Source organism: Citrobacter sp. FP75, from assembly GCF_018342065.1.
GTDB lineage: Bacteria > Pseudomonadota > Gammaproteobacteria > Enterobacterales > Enterobacteriaceae > Citrobacter.
Map to the genome: position 1 here is coordinate 55,597 of NZ_JAFDOE010000003.1, position 15,819 is coordinate 71,415.

Here is a 15,819-nt window from a genome sequence, read left to right on the forward strand (position 1 = left end):
CGCTTTGCGCAGGATTAGAAAATAGTGAACGGTGCGATCACATTGAATTTGATATCAATTTCATCCTGAAACATGTTGTTGTAGCCGCCACTGTAGTTTGGGTTGCTACCGTGGTTGTCGTAGTCGATGTAGTGAAGATTAAATAGCGTTCCCTTCAGGCGACCGGTTTGCACGGTGTGAGCGATGTTGAGCGTCCATGCGGATTCGTCGATACGCTGGTTCTGGTCTGCCAGTTCGCCATTAACGGTACAGCTGGTACACGGCTTGGCATTCCAACCATAGGCGTAGCCGACGCCGACAGCCCAGCCAGCGAGATCGTAGTTTTTCAAATCGTACGTGACCGCGGCGAAAGCAGAGGTTTCACCGTTGGCATCAAAGTCGGACGCAGCGTCCCACCAGATATCCAGACGACCGTTGGAGCTGGCGTAGGCTGGGGTAATACGTTGCAGGAAGAAGCCCTGATTACCTTCTGCTTTGACGGTTTGCGCTTCCAGGCGGAAGTCGAGAGTATCGACGGTATAACCAAGCGTTATCCCCTGTAGCCATGCCAGACCAGAGTATTCGTCATTGATGGAGCCGTAGGCGCCAGGCGTACCGTCACCAACCTTATCTTTAGCACCGTAAAACTGATAGCTGGTGCGCAACATGTTACCGGCGACTGGGAAGCTGTAAGACACTTTCCCCATATACTGATCCATAAAACCTTCGGCCTGTGCCCATGAAGCTTCCAGCAGAAGGTTGTTTTTAAAGTCGTATTTCATTCCTAGCGCCTGAACATAATCGATTTTGGTTTTATTATCAGCTGCGCGGAATTCATACATTTCGGTATACCATGGAGCTTTATACTTATCCGACCATAAATAGGAGCTGGAGAGCGTGCCATATTTACCGAAATCCCAGGAACCGCCCAATTCGCTACCCTGATAGGCTCCGGGAACAAAACCCCAGTGTACCGCTAATAGAGTTTGGCCGGATGGCTGGATATAACCGGAACGCATCCAGTAATCGTCATATTTTAATTTCATTGCAGCTTTATAGAGATTAAATCCGCCTTTATCGCCGGACCAGTCTTCGCCCCAGCGCTGGTTTGCCGAGCTAAGACTGATTTCGTTCGGGTGGGCTGCGTTGCCTGTTGCCAGGTTGGCAGCGGCAAATCCTGCGACATCGAAGCCAATAAAATCAGCGGCATAACCGGAAGTGAAGTCGAGATTAGCGTTAAATGTACCGTGATGGAGATCTTCCACGTAATCGCCATAAGTGGCGCTGCCCGGTGTCATATCGCGCTTATCGCGATAGCGCTGGGAATAATAGATTCCACCGGTTAAATGTGAGTCATCCCAGAACCCTTCGGCGTGTGCCGGGGAAATATAAAAAGGTGAAATAAGAATGATACTAATAAGGCTAAACAGAGGGATATTATTGTTTTTGGACATGAGAAAATCCTTCTTCATGACGAAGAATAAAATGGCTGTTTTATTAGGTGGGGGCGTTGCCCCCACATTTTAGATGACTATATGCGCGTCAGATGCCAGATGCGGCTGGTGTAGTCACGGCTAAGCGGCGGGTTAATCCACATTCCGCGATAGAGAAGTTCGTCGCCGCCTACAGAGTTTTCGCTATCATCGATGCGATAATTTGCATCTGGGTCAAGGCCCGCCAAACGTAACAAGCGTAGCGGTGCGGAGGCCTGACTGACCAGCGAGAAAGCCATCACCAACGCTTCGCTTCGATCGGGTGCAACGAACATCCATGCAGCGAAGTCAGCGTTGTCCCACGGGCTAACCAGTCGCCAGAAGGTGCCGAACTGCAATAGTTGGCGATGTTGCTTGTAGAAGGTAATTTGCTGTTTCACAGCGTCGTCGCGTTCGCTATCGCAGCGCATTAAGTCCAGCATCAGACCGTAGTTGCCGCTCATTGCTACGGCGCCGCGCATGCCCATGGTTGTGCTACGCCCCATCTGGTGATTTGGCACCTCGGAGACGTGGGCGCACTGCATAATTGGCGCGTAGAGCAGGCTGGTAGAGTACTGAATATGCACACGTGAAGCGGCATCGGTGTTGTCGCTAACCCATGCCTGTGGCATGTAGTAGAGCATTCCTGGGTCAAATCGTCCGCCACCGCCCGCGCAGCATTCAAACAGAATATGCGGGAAGCGGGTAGTTAGCGCCTCAAGCAGGGCGTACACCCCGAGAATATAGCGGTGGGCCGTCTCTTGCTGGCATGCAGGATGCGCGGTGCTGGAGCCTACTTCGGTCATATTACGGTTCATGTCCCACTTGATGTAATCAACGGGGTTTTCCGCGAGAAATACACTCATCTGGTTGAGAATATTGTCGCGAACTTCCTGGCGTCCGAGATCCAGAATATATTGGTTACGCCCTTCAGATAAGGGCTGATCGCCAGCATGAAGCACCCAGTCTGGATGTTGGCTGAACAGCTCGCTGCGCCGGGAAATCATCTCCGGCTCAAACCACAGCCCGAACTTCATTTCCATAGCATGAACGTTATCAATCAGCGGTCGCAGCCCTTGCGGGAATTTCTGTGTGTTGACAAACCAATCACCCAGCGATGAGGTATCGTCGTTGCGCTCGCCAAACCAACCGTCGTCCAGCATCAGTAATTCCACGCCCAACGCTTTGGCGTTAGTGGCAAATTTCAACAGCTTTTGCTCATTGAAATCGAAGTAGGTCGACTCCCAATTGTTGGCGAGAATGGGGCGCGGTTGGTGACGGTACGGTCCACGAGCCAAGTTGTCGCGATACAGATTATGGAATGCCTGAGACAGGCCATTTAAACCTTTATCGCTCCAGGTCAGTATCGCTTCTGGCGTCTGGAACTGTTCACCGGACGCCAGTTGCCAGCCAAATCCGTGCGGGTTAATACCCAGTAGCAGACGAGTCTGGCGGTAGGCATCTACCTCTGTGCGGGCAGTAAAGTTTCCACTGTAGGCCAGATGTATTCCACAAGCTTCGCCCTGCATTTCTGTGGTTTCCGGGCGCGCCAGACCGATAAACGGCTGCTGATGTGTACTGCTCGCACCACGCTTGCTATCGAGAACGTTGATGCCTGGGTTAAGCGTCTGGCGGTGCCATTGTCGCTCGCGGGCCCAGGCTCCGGGGAACTGGATTTGCTGCCAGCGGGCGTCTGGTAAATCAATGCTGCAGCTTAGCGCCCGAAGTATTCGCAGCGGTTGCGTCGAGCGATTGGTTAGGGTCGCGGAGCGGGTGATGACCGGATGCTGGCGGAAAATAGAGTAGCTCAGCTCAACGTCAAGGCCCGTGGCTGGGTCGGTGAGGGTAATAAACAACGTTTCAGCGTCGTTATTGTTTTCTACCCAAGTGGCTGGCAAGCCGGTTAACCCAGGCTTACCCATAACAATACGGTGCGAAACATAGTGCAAATTGCTGACCTGATGCCCCCCGGCATAGCGCACCTCAAAGGCTGGCTCACGATAATCACCTGCACCATGTCCCGGATACTCCTGCGGGGCAGTATCCAGCGAAAAGGTTCGGTCAGGCCATCCGGCAGGCGTTGGCGAAAATGAGGAACGATCCAGCGCTGGATAGTCGTAGCCTTGACTCCATGTGCTAAGCCGCTTCCCCCAATAGCAGTGAGTTAGATAACGACCATGGGCAATTGCTATTACATAGCTAATGCTGTCATTTTGCAGGTGAAAGGTCTGCGTATTTTCATTCCAGCTAATCATGATCTTACTTCCTGCTTGGTGTTATTGCGGCTGTGGATATCATCAAGGATTTCGAAGAAACGTTTTTCCGTAATTTCATATTTTGCTAGCGGGAATAGACTTAAAATGGTGAGAATTCCAGGGATTAGAGTAAAGAATAATCCAATCCATAATGCTGCTTGTGGGGTTTGGATCGCATGCGGCACATATCCTGCCCATGATAAACAAAATCCTCCAATGGCGCCGCCAATAGCACCGGAAAGCTTGGTTTTGAAAATGTTAAGAGAAAAAACCATTCCTTCTGAACGGTTACCGCTGACCCATTCACCATATTCGACACAGTCTGCTACCATCGAATAAAGCGCAATTTGACCTACGCCTCCGAAGAAAGGAGCCAATGTGCCAATGATAAATATAACCGAAATATTACTTTGGAAGAAAAACAGGAACATGCAAGAGAGAGACATTAAGAAACTGCTATAAATAGCAGTGTTCTTTTTACCTATTTTAGCTGAGATAAACGGTGAAGCTATAGCTCCGGCAACCTGCGCGATTTGCGATACTGTCAAAAATGCAGCGAGTGCGACTTCAGCATTTAAATTATAAATAAAGAAATAAAGCTGGAAAGTTCCGCGAATGATGCCGATAAGTTCCAGCATAAACATGCCGATTAATAGATAACGTAATGGGCGGTTTTGTTTCAGTAGCGTCCAGAAGCCTTTAAAGTTTTGTCTCTCTTTACGCGGAACAGCATGCTTTTCTTTAACGCCAAAAAAAGTTATTAACATACAAATCAAGAAAATGGCGCTAAAAATAAGTGACACTCCCCACCAGCTACCAACAAATTTTACCAACCATAGCGTTGAGGCACTGACGGTCAGAAAACCAAAGGTAGCAATGGTTCTTGGAATAGTTATCACCTTAGTTCGTTCGGTCGGATCCTGTGTTATTGCAGCAGAGAGTGACCAGTAAGGAATATCAATAACTGCAAAGCAAATGCTCCAGAGAATATATGTGGCATAAGCGTAAACTAATTTTCCGGCTTCCGATAAATCTGGGCTAAGAAAACAAGCTACGGTGGTTAGTGAAACCAGAATACTACCAATAAGAATCCATGGACGAAATTTACCCATTTTTGTATGGGTATTATCTACCAGAATACCAAGAGCAATATCGGTTGCACCATCGACCAGTCGGGCGACGAGGAAAAGTAAGCCGACGGCTGCAGCTTTGATACCGAAGCTGTCAGTGTAATAAAGCATTAAATATATGGCGATAAACGCATACATCACGTTCGCACCATAGCTTCCCATGCCATAGGATATCGCGGTAGTCCACGATACTTTATCTCGTGGATAATGTTTTTTTTCTACAGCCGCTTCTGTACCTGAACTGGTTAACTCCATTTGAGTTCCCCTGAATTGAATAAATGATCGGATTTAACGACAATGAACATCAACTTTCGGGTGGTAGCGTAGAGCAACAAGTGCAGGCGGACTTTGCGCCGAGATTTATATTTCAGTAAACAAAGATTACTAATCGTATTTTACATTACGGCTGATACCATAATCAGGCCTGCGCCAGCGCAGCTTCAACAAACAGATAGCCGATACCGGTGATTTGCTGCTGGCGAGTGAGGTTGCCAAAGCCGATTTGTGTTTGTCGGGTGCGTACGGCGTCGCCGTGATCGAAGGGGGTAAAACCGATTTGTCGGTAAATAGTTTGTAGCCACTTATCGCCAAATTCGCAGCTGCGGCCATAAAACCAAATTTGGTTAATGTTAAGAATATTCAGAAGGTTATATAACGTTAATCCGATGGCGTTAGCCGCTTGCTCTACCCACTGCACGACCTGTGCATCGCCGCTGTGCCAGGCTGCAATAAGCTGATTGCTGGACACGCTTTCAGGGTCTAAACCGGGTGGTGTGGGTCGTGATTTCAACCAGACCCTGGCCTGTTTTTTTAGTGCAGACAGCGAGGCAACGGTTTCCAGACATCCGTAGCGACCACAGTCGCAGGCGATACCGTCGCGATCAAAAATGGTATGACCAATTTGCCCGCTGCCGTTGAGCATGCCACGGTAGATCTGCCCGTTGATGACGAAGGATGAACCTATTCCATAGTCAACGTTAACGATGCAGAAATCCTCGCGGTTGCTGCTATTTTGCCACTTTTCCGCCAGTACCAGCATGATGCAATCGTTATCCACCCGCACTGACACGCGCAGTCGTTCTTCCAGCAGGTATTTAATTTCCACCGGTTTTTTCCACGGTGCCTGCGGCATGGTTTGCGATACCCCGGTATCCGGATCGACCTGGCCATGTACGCCTAGCGCGAGGTTGATCCGCCTGCCAGGATTACTTTTTTGCTGTTGCCGCCAAAGCCCCTCAATAGCGGAAAGCAGTGCTTCTGGCGTCGGGGCATTGACCTGGCTGTGGAGAAAATCACCAATCGGCGTCATCTGCGCATCAATCAATTGGCTTTCAATGCTGGTGGGAGTGACATTCATACACAGAATCAGCGGTCCGTCTTTGGGGATTTGATAATGCCCGCTGTTCATCCCTCTGGAACTGAGATTCTCGCTGGAGTGGCTGAGCCTGCCCTCGCCGACCAGTTCGTCGAGGATTTTGCTCACCGCCGGGATGGATAAACCGGTATGCGTCGCAAGCTGGGATTTACTCAAACGATTGTAGCGCCAGACAAGCGCCATGATGGCCCGGCGGTTATGGCGTCTTACTGTTTGGTTATTCAGTCCAGCTATCTGCATATTACTAAACCTTGTTAATAGTAATGCGTGAGCATCGCGTAATTTACCGGAAAATAAGTTCTCTACACTGCCATCCTATCGTATTTCACTGTGTTTTGTTTACTGGAGAATGGTTATGTACGGAGTGGTTAAGGTCTGGCAGGAGACCCTTACGTTGCCGACGTGGACAACGGGCAACGAAGACTCAAACCCGATGTTTCTCGAAAAACGTGTTTATCAAGGTTCGTCTGGTGCGGTGTATCCCTATGGCGTTGTGGATACGCTGACCGGCGAGCGGGAGATGCGTGAGTATCAGGGCATCTGGATGGAGAATGATTTTATTCGCATTCTTCTTCTGCCGGAGCTTGGGGGACGAATTCACCGAGCGTATGACAAGGTGAAACAGAGAGATTTCGTCTACTACAACGAGGTGGTGAAACCTGCGTTAGTAGGACTGCTGGGGCCGTGGATCTCCGGTGGCATTGAGTTCAACTGGCCGCAGCACCACCGCCCAACAACGTTTATGCCCGTGGACTTTACCCTGCAAGCGGGCGAACACGGTGAACAAACGGTATGGATGGGAGAAGTGGAGCCGATGCGCGGCCTGCAGCTGATGGCGGGTTTCACGCTTTACCCAGACCGGGCGCTGGTGGAAATTACGGGCAAAGTCTTCAATGGTAATGCCACTCCGCGCCACTTCCTGTGGTGGTCGAACCCTGCGGTAAAGGGAGGGGACGATCATCAAAGCATCTTCCCGCCAGATGTGACGGCGGTGTTTGATCACGGTAAGCGCGATGTCTCGGCATTCCCGATAGCCACCGGCACCTATTACAAAGTGGATTACTCAGCAGGCGTGGATATCTCTCGTTATAAAAACGTACCTGTGCCAACTTCTTACATGGCTGAAAAGTCAGGTTACGATTTTGTCGGCGCCTGGCACCGTGGCGAGCGCGGCGGGTTATTGCACGTTGCCGATCACCATGTTTCTCCGGGTAAAAAACAGTGGACATGGGGATACGGCGAATTTGGTCAGGCCTGGGACCGGCAGTTAACCGATACAAATGGTCCTTATATTGAACTGATGACCGGCGTTTATACTGATAACCAGCCGGATTTCACCTGGCTTGCGCCGTATGAAGAGAAAGTCTTCGTCCAGAATTTCCTGCCCTACAGCGAGTTATCTTCGGTGCAAAATGCCAGCACCCGGCTGGTGATGCATCTTGAACGAAACGCGCCGCAATTGGTTGTGGGGTTATATGCCGTTGCACCGCTTCATGACGTGCGGGTCGAGATTCGTGATGCCCGGCAAACGCTGTGGAGCACTTTTGTTACGCTGGAGCCTGGGCAGAGCTGGCAGGAGACGCTGAGTGAATGCTGGCCTCAGCGGCTGACGATGGCAGTCTTCGATAGTGATAACCGCCAACTGTTGCAATATGAAGAGCATATTGCCGAAGAGACACCGTTACCCAGTGCCGCAAGTGCGCCAAAATTACCCCACGAGCTGGAAAACGGTGAAGAACTCTATTTTATCGGCCAGCATATTGAACAGTACAACCAGGCCAGTCGTTATGCTGAAGATTACTATCGACGGGGAATAGAGCTGGATCCAGAGGATTATCGCAATAATGTTGCATTGGGCAATCTGGCGTTGAACCGCGCCGACTGGACGCTGGCCAAGAGCTGCGCTGAAGCCGCGCTTTCAAGAGCTCACCGGCTGAATAAAAACCCGCGTGATGGCGAAGCCAGCCTGCTTCTTGGCGCCGCGCTGGAACGCCAGGGGGAAGAGAACAAAGCGTGGGATTGCTACTACAAAGCGAGCTGGAGTGGAAACTGCCGCGATGCGGCGTTTTACTCACTAGCGCGCCTGGCGATGAAGCGCGGCGATGATGCAGATGCGCTGGCTAAAGTTGAAATCAGTCTGCAATTTAACGGTGGCAATAATCTGGCGATGGGGCTAAAAGCGCTGGCGCTGGCGACGGTCCATGGAGAGCAGGCGGCACAAGAATATATTGAACAGGCGTTGCAAACGCAGCCATTAGGCTACGCGCTGCACTATGCTCGCTGGGTAATCGGGCGTGCGACTTCTGCCGGTGAGGCATTAATTAACGTGACGGGTCGACGCGGGGTGAATGCCAGTACGTTAGCGGGTTGGTTGGTCTCACTCGGTAAACTGCAGGATGCTCGTGAGCTACTGATGCTGCTGGATAGTCAGGAAACGCTGCCGATGCTTTGGCTGGCCTCGCTCAACAGCGATTCGCAGTCGTACCTGCAAAACGCGCAGCGCTGCTTCGCCAATCGGGTACGGTTCCCTAATACCCTTGATGAAGTTGTGATGTTGCAATCACTGCAACAGGACGCTTTCGCCTGCTATCTGCTTGGTTGTTTCTGGTACAGCAAGCGCCGTTACGATGACGCTATTGCTTGTTGGCAGAAGACGCTGATGCAGCAGCCTGATTTTGCTCCGGCGCATCGGTTGCTGGGGATCTATGCGTGGAATAAACAGCATGATGCCCGGCAGGCCTGCCAATATTTACAACAAGCAGTGGCGCTGGAGCCAGATAATGCGCGTTTCCTGTTCGAACTGGATTACCTGCAAAAACAGCAGGGGCGAAGTGTTGAAACGCGTCTGGCGCTGCTGACGCCGCGTCGTTGTGTAGCGCTAAAACGCGATGATCTAACCGCTGAGTTGCTTAGCCTGTGGAACGGCGTGGGGGCGTATGATCTGGCGGCTGAAGTGCTACGTGACCGCGAATTCCACCCCTGGGAAGGGGGAGAAGGAAAGGTTACCGGACAGTATCTGCTCAACCAGCTCCATCGTGCGTTGGATGCTATTCATCAAACAGAGATGGCGCTGGCGGTTGAATTACTCCAGCAGGGACTGTGCTACCCGCTTAATCTGGGCGAGGGGCGGCTGCCGGGTCAGAATGATAACGATATCTGGTATCTGTTGGCTTATTGTTATCAGCAACTGGGCGAGGACGAACTTGCGGGTCAGGCGCTGACACGTGCGATGCAGGGCGACTCTGGTCTGAGCGCGGGGCGTTACTACAACGATCAGCCTGTTGATTATCTGTTTTGGCAGGGAATGGCAATGCGCACGAGCGGTAAACATCAGCAGGCTGACATTCACTTCCGGGGATTCCTCGATTGGGTTGAAGGCAATCGGGACAACGTCCCAGAGACGGACTTCTTTGCTGTGTCGTTGCCGGATCTGGTCGCGCTGGACGCTAGCCCCGTGTTGCGGCATCAGCAACATTGCTTGTTTATTGAGGCGTTGGGCTACCTCGGATTGGGTCAGCGTAATGCTTGTCAGAATGCCCTGGCGCTGCTGCTGGCGCTGAATCCGTCCCATGATAAAGCGCTGCTGATAACTCATGCGTTGGCAAGTGGTCTCTTTGACTAACCTGGTTGCCGGGCGGAAAGCCGTCCGGCACTCACGAGATGTACCAATGACATTAATACGATTACAGAATGCGGCGCTGGAAGCTGATATTGATGCGCAAGGCGCAAAGGTGGTGCGGCTTATTTTTCACCCTCTCCAGTCACCGGTGTTGCATGAAAATCCGGCAGGCGGCCTGTTCCCTATGCTGCCGCTGGCTAATCGGGTGGCGGGAAACCGCTTCCTGCTGCGCGGTGAAGAGGTGGTTTTGCCACAACATGATGCAGACGATACGTTCTTCCTGCACGGCGACGGCTGGCTGAAGCGCTGGGAGGTGGTTACCGCGACACAAAGCGGCTGCTTGCTGCGCTTACGCAGTTGGCATCCGTGCGGTTATGACTATACGGCACAGCTGTGCTATCAGCTGGAAGCGTCCAGCCTGCATGCCTCGCTGACCCTCACCCACAGCGGCGAGCAACCGATGCTGTACGGCTGCGGATTCCACCCGTTTTTTGCCTTCGATGCACGCAGTACGGCGCAGTTTTCTGCCAGCGGCTATTGGCCGGAAGGGGAGCAACACTTGCCGTTACCCTGGCAGAGCGATATACCGCCAGCGGCTGATTTCACCCGTGCGCAGTATGGTGAAGACGCCTGGCTCAACGTGGGGTATTCAGCGTGGAGCGGGCAGGCGGTCATTCAACGTGATGTGATGAGGGTCACGATTTTAGCGCAAACTCCGTGGCTTATGCTGTTCAGAATGTCGGGTGAGGAGTTCCTTTGTCTCGAACCACAGACACATCCGGTGAATGCCCACCACATGCAGGGGCAGCCGGGATTGCAGGTTTTAGCTCAGGGGGAAAGCTGCCATTTTGCGCTGCAAATTCGCGTAGATTAGGGCAACTATCATGTTATCTGCCTGTTAATACTCTCTTGCGCCAGCCGGGGTTTATCGCCAGACTATCGCCTCCAAACGGGAGGGATTCATGGCTTTGCATTCCACGCGCTGGCTGGCGCTCGGTTATTTCACCTACTTTTTTAGCTACGGTATTTTTCTGCCTTTCTGGAGCGTTTGGCTCGAAGGGTTGGGGCTGACGCCGGAAACCATCGGTCTGCTGTTGGGTGCGGGGTTGATTGCGCGTTTTCTCGGTAGTTTGCTGATTGCGCCACGCGTAAGCGATCCCTCTCGTCTGATCTCAGCTTTACGTATTCTGGCCCTGTTAACGCTGGTGTTTGCCCTGGCCTTCTGGGCAGGAACCAGCGTGGCGTGGCTGATGGTGGTGATGGTCGGCTTTAACCTGTTCTTCTCGCCGCTGGTGCCGCTGACGGATGCGCTGGCCAACACCTGGCAAAAACAAATCACCATGGATTATGGCCGGGTGCGGTTATGGGGATCGGTGGCCTTTGTGATCGGATCGGCGCTGACCGGTAAGCTGGTGACGTTGTACGACTACCGGGTGATCCTGGTGCTGCTGTCACTGGCGGTGGCATCGATGCTGCTGGGTATGATGATCCGCCCGAGCGTACAGCCTGCGGGAGAGAGTCGCCAGCAGGAGAGCGCCGGATGGCCGGCCTGGCGTCAATTGATTACACAGAGCTGGCGTTTCCTTGCCTGCGTGAGTTTGCTGCAGGGGGCACACGCCGCCTATTACGGTTTTAGCGCTATTTACTGGCAGTCTGCCGGGTATTCTGCGTCTGCGGTGGGCTATTTATGGTCGCTGGGTGTGGTCGCGGAAGTGATTATCTTCGCGCTCAGCCATAAGCTGTTCCGCCGTTTTAGCGCCCGCGATCTGCTGCTGCTCTCCGCCGTTTGTGGCGTGGTACGCTGGGGACTGATGGGCTGGAGCACCGAACTGCCGTGGCTGATTGTGGTGCAGATCCTGCATTGCGGTACGTTTACCGTGTGTCACCTGGCTGCCATGCGCTACATTGCTGCGCGCCAGAGCAGCGAAGTGATTCGTTTGCAGGCGGTCTATTCCGCCATTGCGATGGGCGGCAGTATCGCCATCATGACCGTGTTCGCAGGCTACCTGTACCAGAATCTGGGCAGCGGCGTATTCTGGGTGATGGCGCTGGTTGCGCTGCCCGCCATCGCCTTGCGGCCTAAAGTGACGGCGCAGACATCGGCGTTATGATTCGAGGATTTTGCGGATCTGCTGTTGCTGATGCGGCGTAAGCGACAGATCCGCATGAATCAACGGTGGTGAAAACAGCGGCAGCGGCGTGGTGTATGGCGTAATGACGAGCGCCACGCCACGCGGCGAACCCTGTTTTTGAAAGTCCTGCATCGGCATATGTTTCACATTCAGCGGCAGCAGGGTCAGTTCACGTAACTGTTGCTCAATATGCGCCTCCAGCCGTTCATTATTGCCCGTCAGCAGGATGATTTGCTTCTCGTGCAGATCTTTTTCCTGCATCAACCACGCGCCAAAAATGACGGCCACCAGCCCCGTTTCTTCTTCCGAAAAATGCACATCGTACTCCGCCTCGAACCCCTTGAGGGCTTCGCGCGTGGTACGCACCAGCCGTGGATAGAGTCGGCTGAACTCTTCCGGCAGGGTGTTATCAATGCCAATCGCAAACATACTTCGATTCAACGCCTGGGCAAGATGTATGTACAGTTGGTCATTCAACCCTTGCTCGTCGCTGAAGCGGACGTTGCCACTCTCACGAAAACGCAGCACCAGCCGGGCAATGGCCAAATGCAGGCGGCGGTCTTGCTGATGGTTATCGCGAATCGGGTCCGGAATACGGATCATCGAGAACAGCAGCGCCATAAACAGCGACTCGCCCGGCGGCGCACTCTGCATCACGCGACGCTGCCAGTGACGACCAATTTCCTCGGCAAGCGTGTACTCGGCGCAGGACTGTGCCCAGCGCTGCTGCAGTGGATTGAACTCCGGGTTGATCCCGGCATGATGTTGCAGCAGGCAATATTGTAAAAACAGGCGCAGAAACTGGATATCACGGCATTCAAACGGCTTTTGCAGTCGGCGCGAACAGAGGTTAATGAGCGCATGTAGATTGGTGTCGTCATACAGCGTACGGGCGATACCGCGTTGTTTCAGCTCCATTTTTAACGCCGGCGTAAACTGCTCGGTGATAAAACCCGGGCAAAGCCGCAGACCGCGTCGTAGCCAGTGCAGAAGACACAACCGTTGATTGAGGGCTGTGCCTTCGATCTGGTAGCCGCCATTCTGCGTGGCGATGATGGTCAGCCGATGATAGCGCTGGATTTCTATCCCCGCGCCGATGATATCCTCGCGGACAACATCGTCATCGACGCCGTTGAGGGTGCAGAATGTCTGGGTGGTTGCTATTTGCCCCGGCTGGAAAAGCGTCAACAGCACATGGCAGCGGCGCTGGGGAGCAGAAAGTACAGATGGCGGGGCAAGCGTTGACATCATCTGTAGGGTCTCCCGAAAGTATGTTTGATAAGAATAGCTAAAGTTTGCCCATAGATTTGAGGAATGGAATCCTTTCCACCAGGAATGCTGGAGAGCGTCACAGAATTTTTAACGTGCGGAACAGATAGTGGGAGTGGAACGCAGCGCATTAATCCGCTTTTTCACTGTTTTATCTTTTGATTAAACATAAAAAAACACTACCAGTGGCTGTACTGCTTGTTAGTTAAGCATGATGGAGAACATGTGATTTCAGCTCAGGGTTTCGTTCACCTCAGCAGTGTCACTTCAGAGAAGTGAAAAACATAAGGTGAACGGAGCAATATACCGGAGGCAACAGATTCATTACCTCCGTAACAGCTGTCTGGCGTTATTGCTCGCGACTCAGCGTTAACCCCACATCACCGCCTGGATGTACGGCCAGCAGCGTTTCCTTTGAATAACCGCTCTCGCTCATCAGACAGGCGCAGGCGGCATCAAAGATCGCCAGTACCAGAATAATGGAGGTGGTGGCGAGCATATCCAGCGGATCGGCCTCGCGCTGTATGCCGGTAGAAATCACCAGCCTCGATGCTTTAGCGATAGCCGAATCGGCGTTTTCAGTCACGCTGACTACCGGCACGTTCTTCCCGGCAAGCCCTGGCAGCAGCCGAGTGAGCTCATCCGAATTTCCTCCGCGTGACAGCATAATGACCAGATCGTCGGCGCGTAAAAAACCCAGATCGCCATGCGCCGCATCCGTCGCATTGAGGTAAATCGCCGGACGTTCCACGCAGGCCAGCATATGCGCGACTTTACGCGCGGCAATACCGGAAGTGCCAACGCCGGTGACAACGATTTTCCCTGTGCAACCGCGTAATTCAGCCATCAGTGACAGCCAGAGCGGTTCAGTCAGATGCTGTCCCAGTCCTGCCAGAGCCTCGCTGTAGAGCTGGAATACGCCGATGGCCTGAGGCCATGAATTACTCATGCATCCTCCTGCATCAACTGGCGGTATTTCATATGATCCTGGTACATCTCGTGGAACACCCGGTATTTGCGATCGTAGTACTGCTTAATGCGGTTGGTTTGTGGGGTGACCGTTTTACCAATGCGGCTCATTGCCGACATCGCTTCCGGGAAGGTATCGAATACACCCGCTGCAATGGTCCCCATCATGGCACTGCCCAGTAGCATGGCTTCGCTCTCTTCCGGCAGCAGCATCGCGCAGCCGGTAGCGTTGGCATGTTCCTGAACAAAGATCGGGTTTTTCGTCCCGCCGCCGCTGGCCATAATCGTATCAATGGTGTAACCGCTTTGATTCATCGTTTCAATGATATGGCGCGTACCGAGCGCAATGGCCTGAATGGTCGCCAGATACTGCAGCGCCATATCTTCAGGCGTGCGGGACAGCTTCAGCCCGGTGATCGCACCGGTGAGCGTGGGATTGGCGCGTGGTGAACGGTTGCCGTGGAAATAGGGCAGGATATGCATATCGCGGGTCAGGAAGGCGATATCTTCCGGCTCACCGGCCATTTTACGCAGCAGTGCATTCAGCACTTCATAGATGGTCTGCCCCTGAGACTTAGCCTGCGCCAGCAGGGTTTCGTAACACGGATGTGACTGAATAACGTGGTCGATTAACGCGCCCGTAGCCGACTGTCCGCCTTCGTTGAGCCAGTATTTCGGCAGGACGGCAGAGTAGTAGGGGCCCCAGACGCCGCCGATAAAGCGCGGCTCTTTGGAAATCGCCATATGCCCGGTAGAGGTCCCGCCAATCAGCGCGACGCGGCGATCGAAATCAGCCACCTCGCCAGAAACACCGCAGGCGCCAAGCGTGCCGAGCGTGCCGGCGTGGGCATCGATAATCGACACGCTGACTGCAGTTCCTGGGATCAGCCCCATTTCGCTGGCGGCCCGTGCAGAAAGGCCATGACCGAGCGGTTCCCCCATGGTTTTCACGTAGCGGCCAATTTTGGCGGCATCGTGTTCCAGCAAGTCTTCCAGCCCAATCTGACGAAAATAGCTGGCATCCCACTTATCTTCATGGCCCATATAGGTCCATTTACACACCGTCGAGCACAACGAGCGTGTGTCGTCGCCGGTGGCGCGCCAGGTCAGGAAATCAGGCAGATCAAAATAGTAGCCTGCATTGGCCCAGGTGTTGGGCATATGTTGCTTCAGCCACAGCAGTTTGGGCGTCTGCATTTCCGGCGAAATAATGCCGCCAACGTAATCCAGCACCCGATGATGCAGGGCGTTAATACGCTCGGCCTGGGTAATGGCACGGTGATCCATCCACACAATAATGTTCTGTTCGCTGCGCCCGGAAGGGCTGATGGTCAGCGGTTTGCCTTCTTTATCCAGCACCACCAGTGAACAGGTGGCGTCAAAGCCCAGACCTTTCACCTGAATCGGGTTGATATCTGACTGGTTAATCGCATCGCGAACCGCGTTACAGACTGCCTGCCAGATGTTATCGGAAGACTGCTCAACGAAATCGGCCTGCGGACGGTAAATCTCGATGGCCCGACTGGCCTGACCGACCATTCTACCGTTGAGATCAAACACGCCAGCACGGGCGCTACCGGTTCCGACATCCACACCAATAAAGTAACTTGCCATAATTT

10 protein-coding genes are annotated in these 15,819 nt (G+C 53.0%); 3 read left to right on the plus strand and 7 right to left on the minus strand.

From position 1 onward, the window contains the following. Positions 1-14: 14 nt before the first annotated feature. From JQ822_RS11615 to JQ822_RS11630, 4 genes are all read right to left on the minus strand, one after another. The gene (locus JQ822_RS11615; protein ID WP_213133593.1) at positions 15-1,433 is read right to left on the minus strand and encodes an OprD family outer membrane porin; all 1,419 of its coding nucleotides are present in this window, start codon (positions 1,431-1,433) and stop codon (positions 15-17) included. A 77-nt stretch (positions 1,434-1,510) separates the two neighbouring features. Continuing rightward, positions 1,511-3,706 (minus strand): alpha-galactosidase, encoded by a 2,196-nt coding sequence (locus tag JQ822_RS11620; RefSeq protein ID WP_213133594.1) that lies wholly within the window; start codon positions 3,704-3,706, stop codon positions 1,511-1,513. Next, on the minus strand, positions 3,703-5,091 hold the full coding sequence (locus JQ822_RS11625; RefSeq protein WP_213133595.1) for an MFS transporter: 1,389 nt from the start codon (positions 5,089-5,091) through the stop codon (positions 3,703-3,705). Before JQ822_RS11625 ends, JQ822_RS11620 begins: the two co-directional genes overlap by 4 nt. A gap of 163 nt (positions 5,092-5,254) precedes the next feature. Beyond that, the gene (locus JQ822_RS11630) at positions 5,255-6,451 is read right to left on the minus strand and encodes an ROK family transcriptional regulator (protein ID WP_213133596.1); all 1,197 of its coding nucleotides are present in this window, start codon (positions 6,449-6,451) and stop codon (positions 5,255-5,257) included. A gap of 115 nt (positions 6,452-6,566) precedes the next feature. On the opposite strand from JQ822_RS11630, the gene JQ822_RS11635 reads away from it, so the two are divergent. The 3 genes from JQ822_RS11635 to JQ822_RS11645 all read left to right on the plus strand — a co-directional run bounded on the left by JQ822_RS11635 (position 6,567) and on the right by JQ822_RS11645 (position 11,941). Further along, the gene (locus JQ822_RS11635; protein WP_213133597.1) at positions 6,567-9,833 is read left to right on the plus strand and encodes a DUF5107 domain-containing protein; all 3,267 of its coding nucleotides are present in this window, start codon (positions 6,567-6,569) and stop codon (positions 9,831-9,833) included. Positions 9,834-9,879: 46 nt separating this feature from the next. Further along, positions 9,880-10,704: an aldose 1-epimerase gene (locus tag JQ822_RS11640; protein ID WP_213133598.1), complete on the plus strand. Its 825-nt coding sequence runs from the start codon at positions 9,880-9,882 to the stop codon at positions 10,702-10,704. 88 nt (positions 10,705-10,792) lie between these two features. Next, positions 10,793-11,941 (plus strand): 3-phenylpropionate MFS transporter, encoded by a 1,149-nt coding sequence (locus JQ822_RS11645; protein WP_213133599.1) that lies wholly within the window; start codon positions 10,793-10,795, stop codon positions 11,939-11,941. On the opposite strand, the gene csiE is transcribed toward JQ822_RS11645, so the two are convergent. From csiE to JQ822_RS11660, 3 genes are all read right to left on the minus strand, one after another. Beyond that, the gene (gene csiE / locus JQ822_RS11650) at positions 11,936-13,213 is read right to left on the minus strand and encodes a stationary phase inducible protein CsiE (RefSeq protein WP_213133600.1); all 1,278 of its coding nucleotides are present in this window, start codon (positions 13,211-13,213) and stop codon (positions 11,936-11,938) included. The two genes, JQ822_RS11645 and csiE, sit on opposite strands and share 6 nt — an antisense overlap. A gap of 367 nt (positions 13,214-13,580) precedes the next feature. Beyond that, positions 13,581-14,180, minus strand: coding sequence for a KpsF/GutQ family sugar-phosphate isomerase (locus tag JQ822_RS11655; RefSeq protein ID WP_213133601.1), 600 nt, complete (start codon positions 14,178-14,180; stop codon positions 13,581-13,583). Next, entirely contained in the window at positions 14,177-15,814 is a 1,638-nt protein-coding gene (locus JQ822_RS11660; protein WP_213133602.1) for an FGGY-family carbohydrate kinase, read from the minus strand. The genes JQ822_RS11655 and JQ822_RS11660 overlap by 4 nt, the downstream gene beginning before the upstream one ends. Positions 15,815-15,819 lie beyond the last annotated feature (5 nt).

Coding starts and splice junctions, on each gene's coding strand:
- JQ822_RS11645 (WP_213133599.1), top strand. CDS start 10,793: ATGGCTTTGCATTCCACGCGCTGGCTGGCGCTCGGTTATTTCACCTAC.
- JQ822_RS11640 (WP_213133598.1), top strand. CDS start 9,880: ATGACATTAATACGATTACAGAATGCGGCGCTGGAAGCTGATATTGAT.
- JQ822_RS11660 (WP_213133602.1), bottom strand. CDS start 15,814: ATGGCAAGTTACTTTATTGGTGTGGATGTCGGAACCGGTAGCGCCCGT.
- JQ822_RS11615 (WP_213133593.1), bottom strand. CDS start 1,433: ATGTCCAAAAACAATAATATCCCTCTGTTTAGCCTTATTAGTATCATT.
- JQ822_RS11620 (WP_213133594.1), bottom strand. CDS start 3,706: ATGATTAGCTGGAATGAAAATACGCAGACCTTTCACCTGCAAAATGAC.
- csiE (WP_213133600.1), bottom strand. CDS start 13,213: ATGATGTCAACGCTTGCCCCGCCATCTGTACTTTCTGCTCCCCAGCGC.
- JQ822_RS11655 (WP_213133601.1), bottom strand. CDS start 14,180: ATGAGTAATTCATGGCCTCAGGCCATCGGCGTATTCCAGCTCTACAGC.
- JQ822_RS11630 (WP_213133596.1), bottom strand. CDS start 6,451: ATGCAGATAGCTGGACTGAATAACCAAACAGTAAGACGCCATAACCGC.
- JQ822_RS11635 (WP_213133597.1), top strand. CDS start 6,567: ATGTACGGAGTGGTTAAGGTCTGGCAGGAGACCCTTACGTTGCCGACG.
- JQ822_RS11625 (WP_213133595.1), bottom strand. CDS start 5,091: ATGGAGTTAACCAGTTCAGGTACAGAAGCGGCTGTAGAAAAAAAACAT.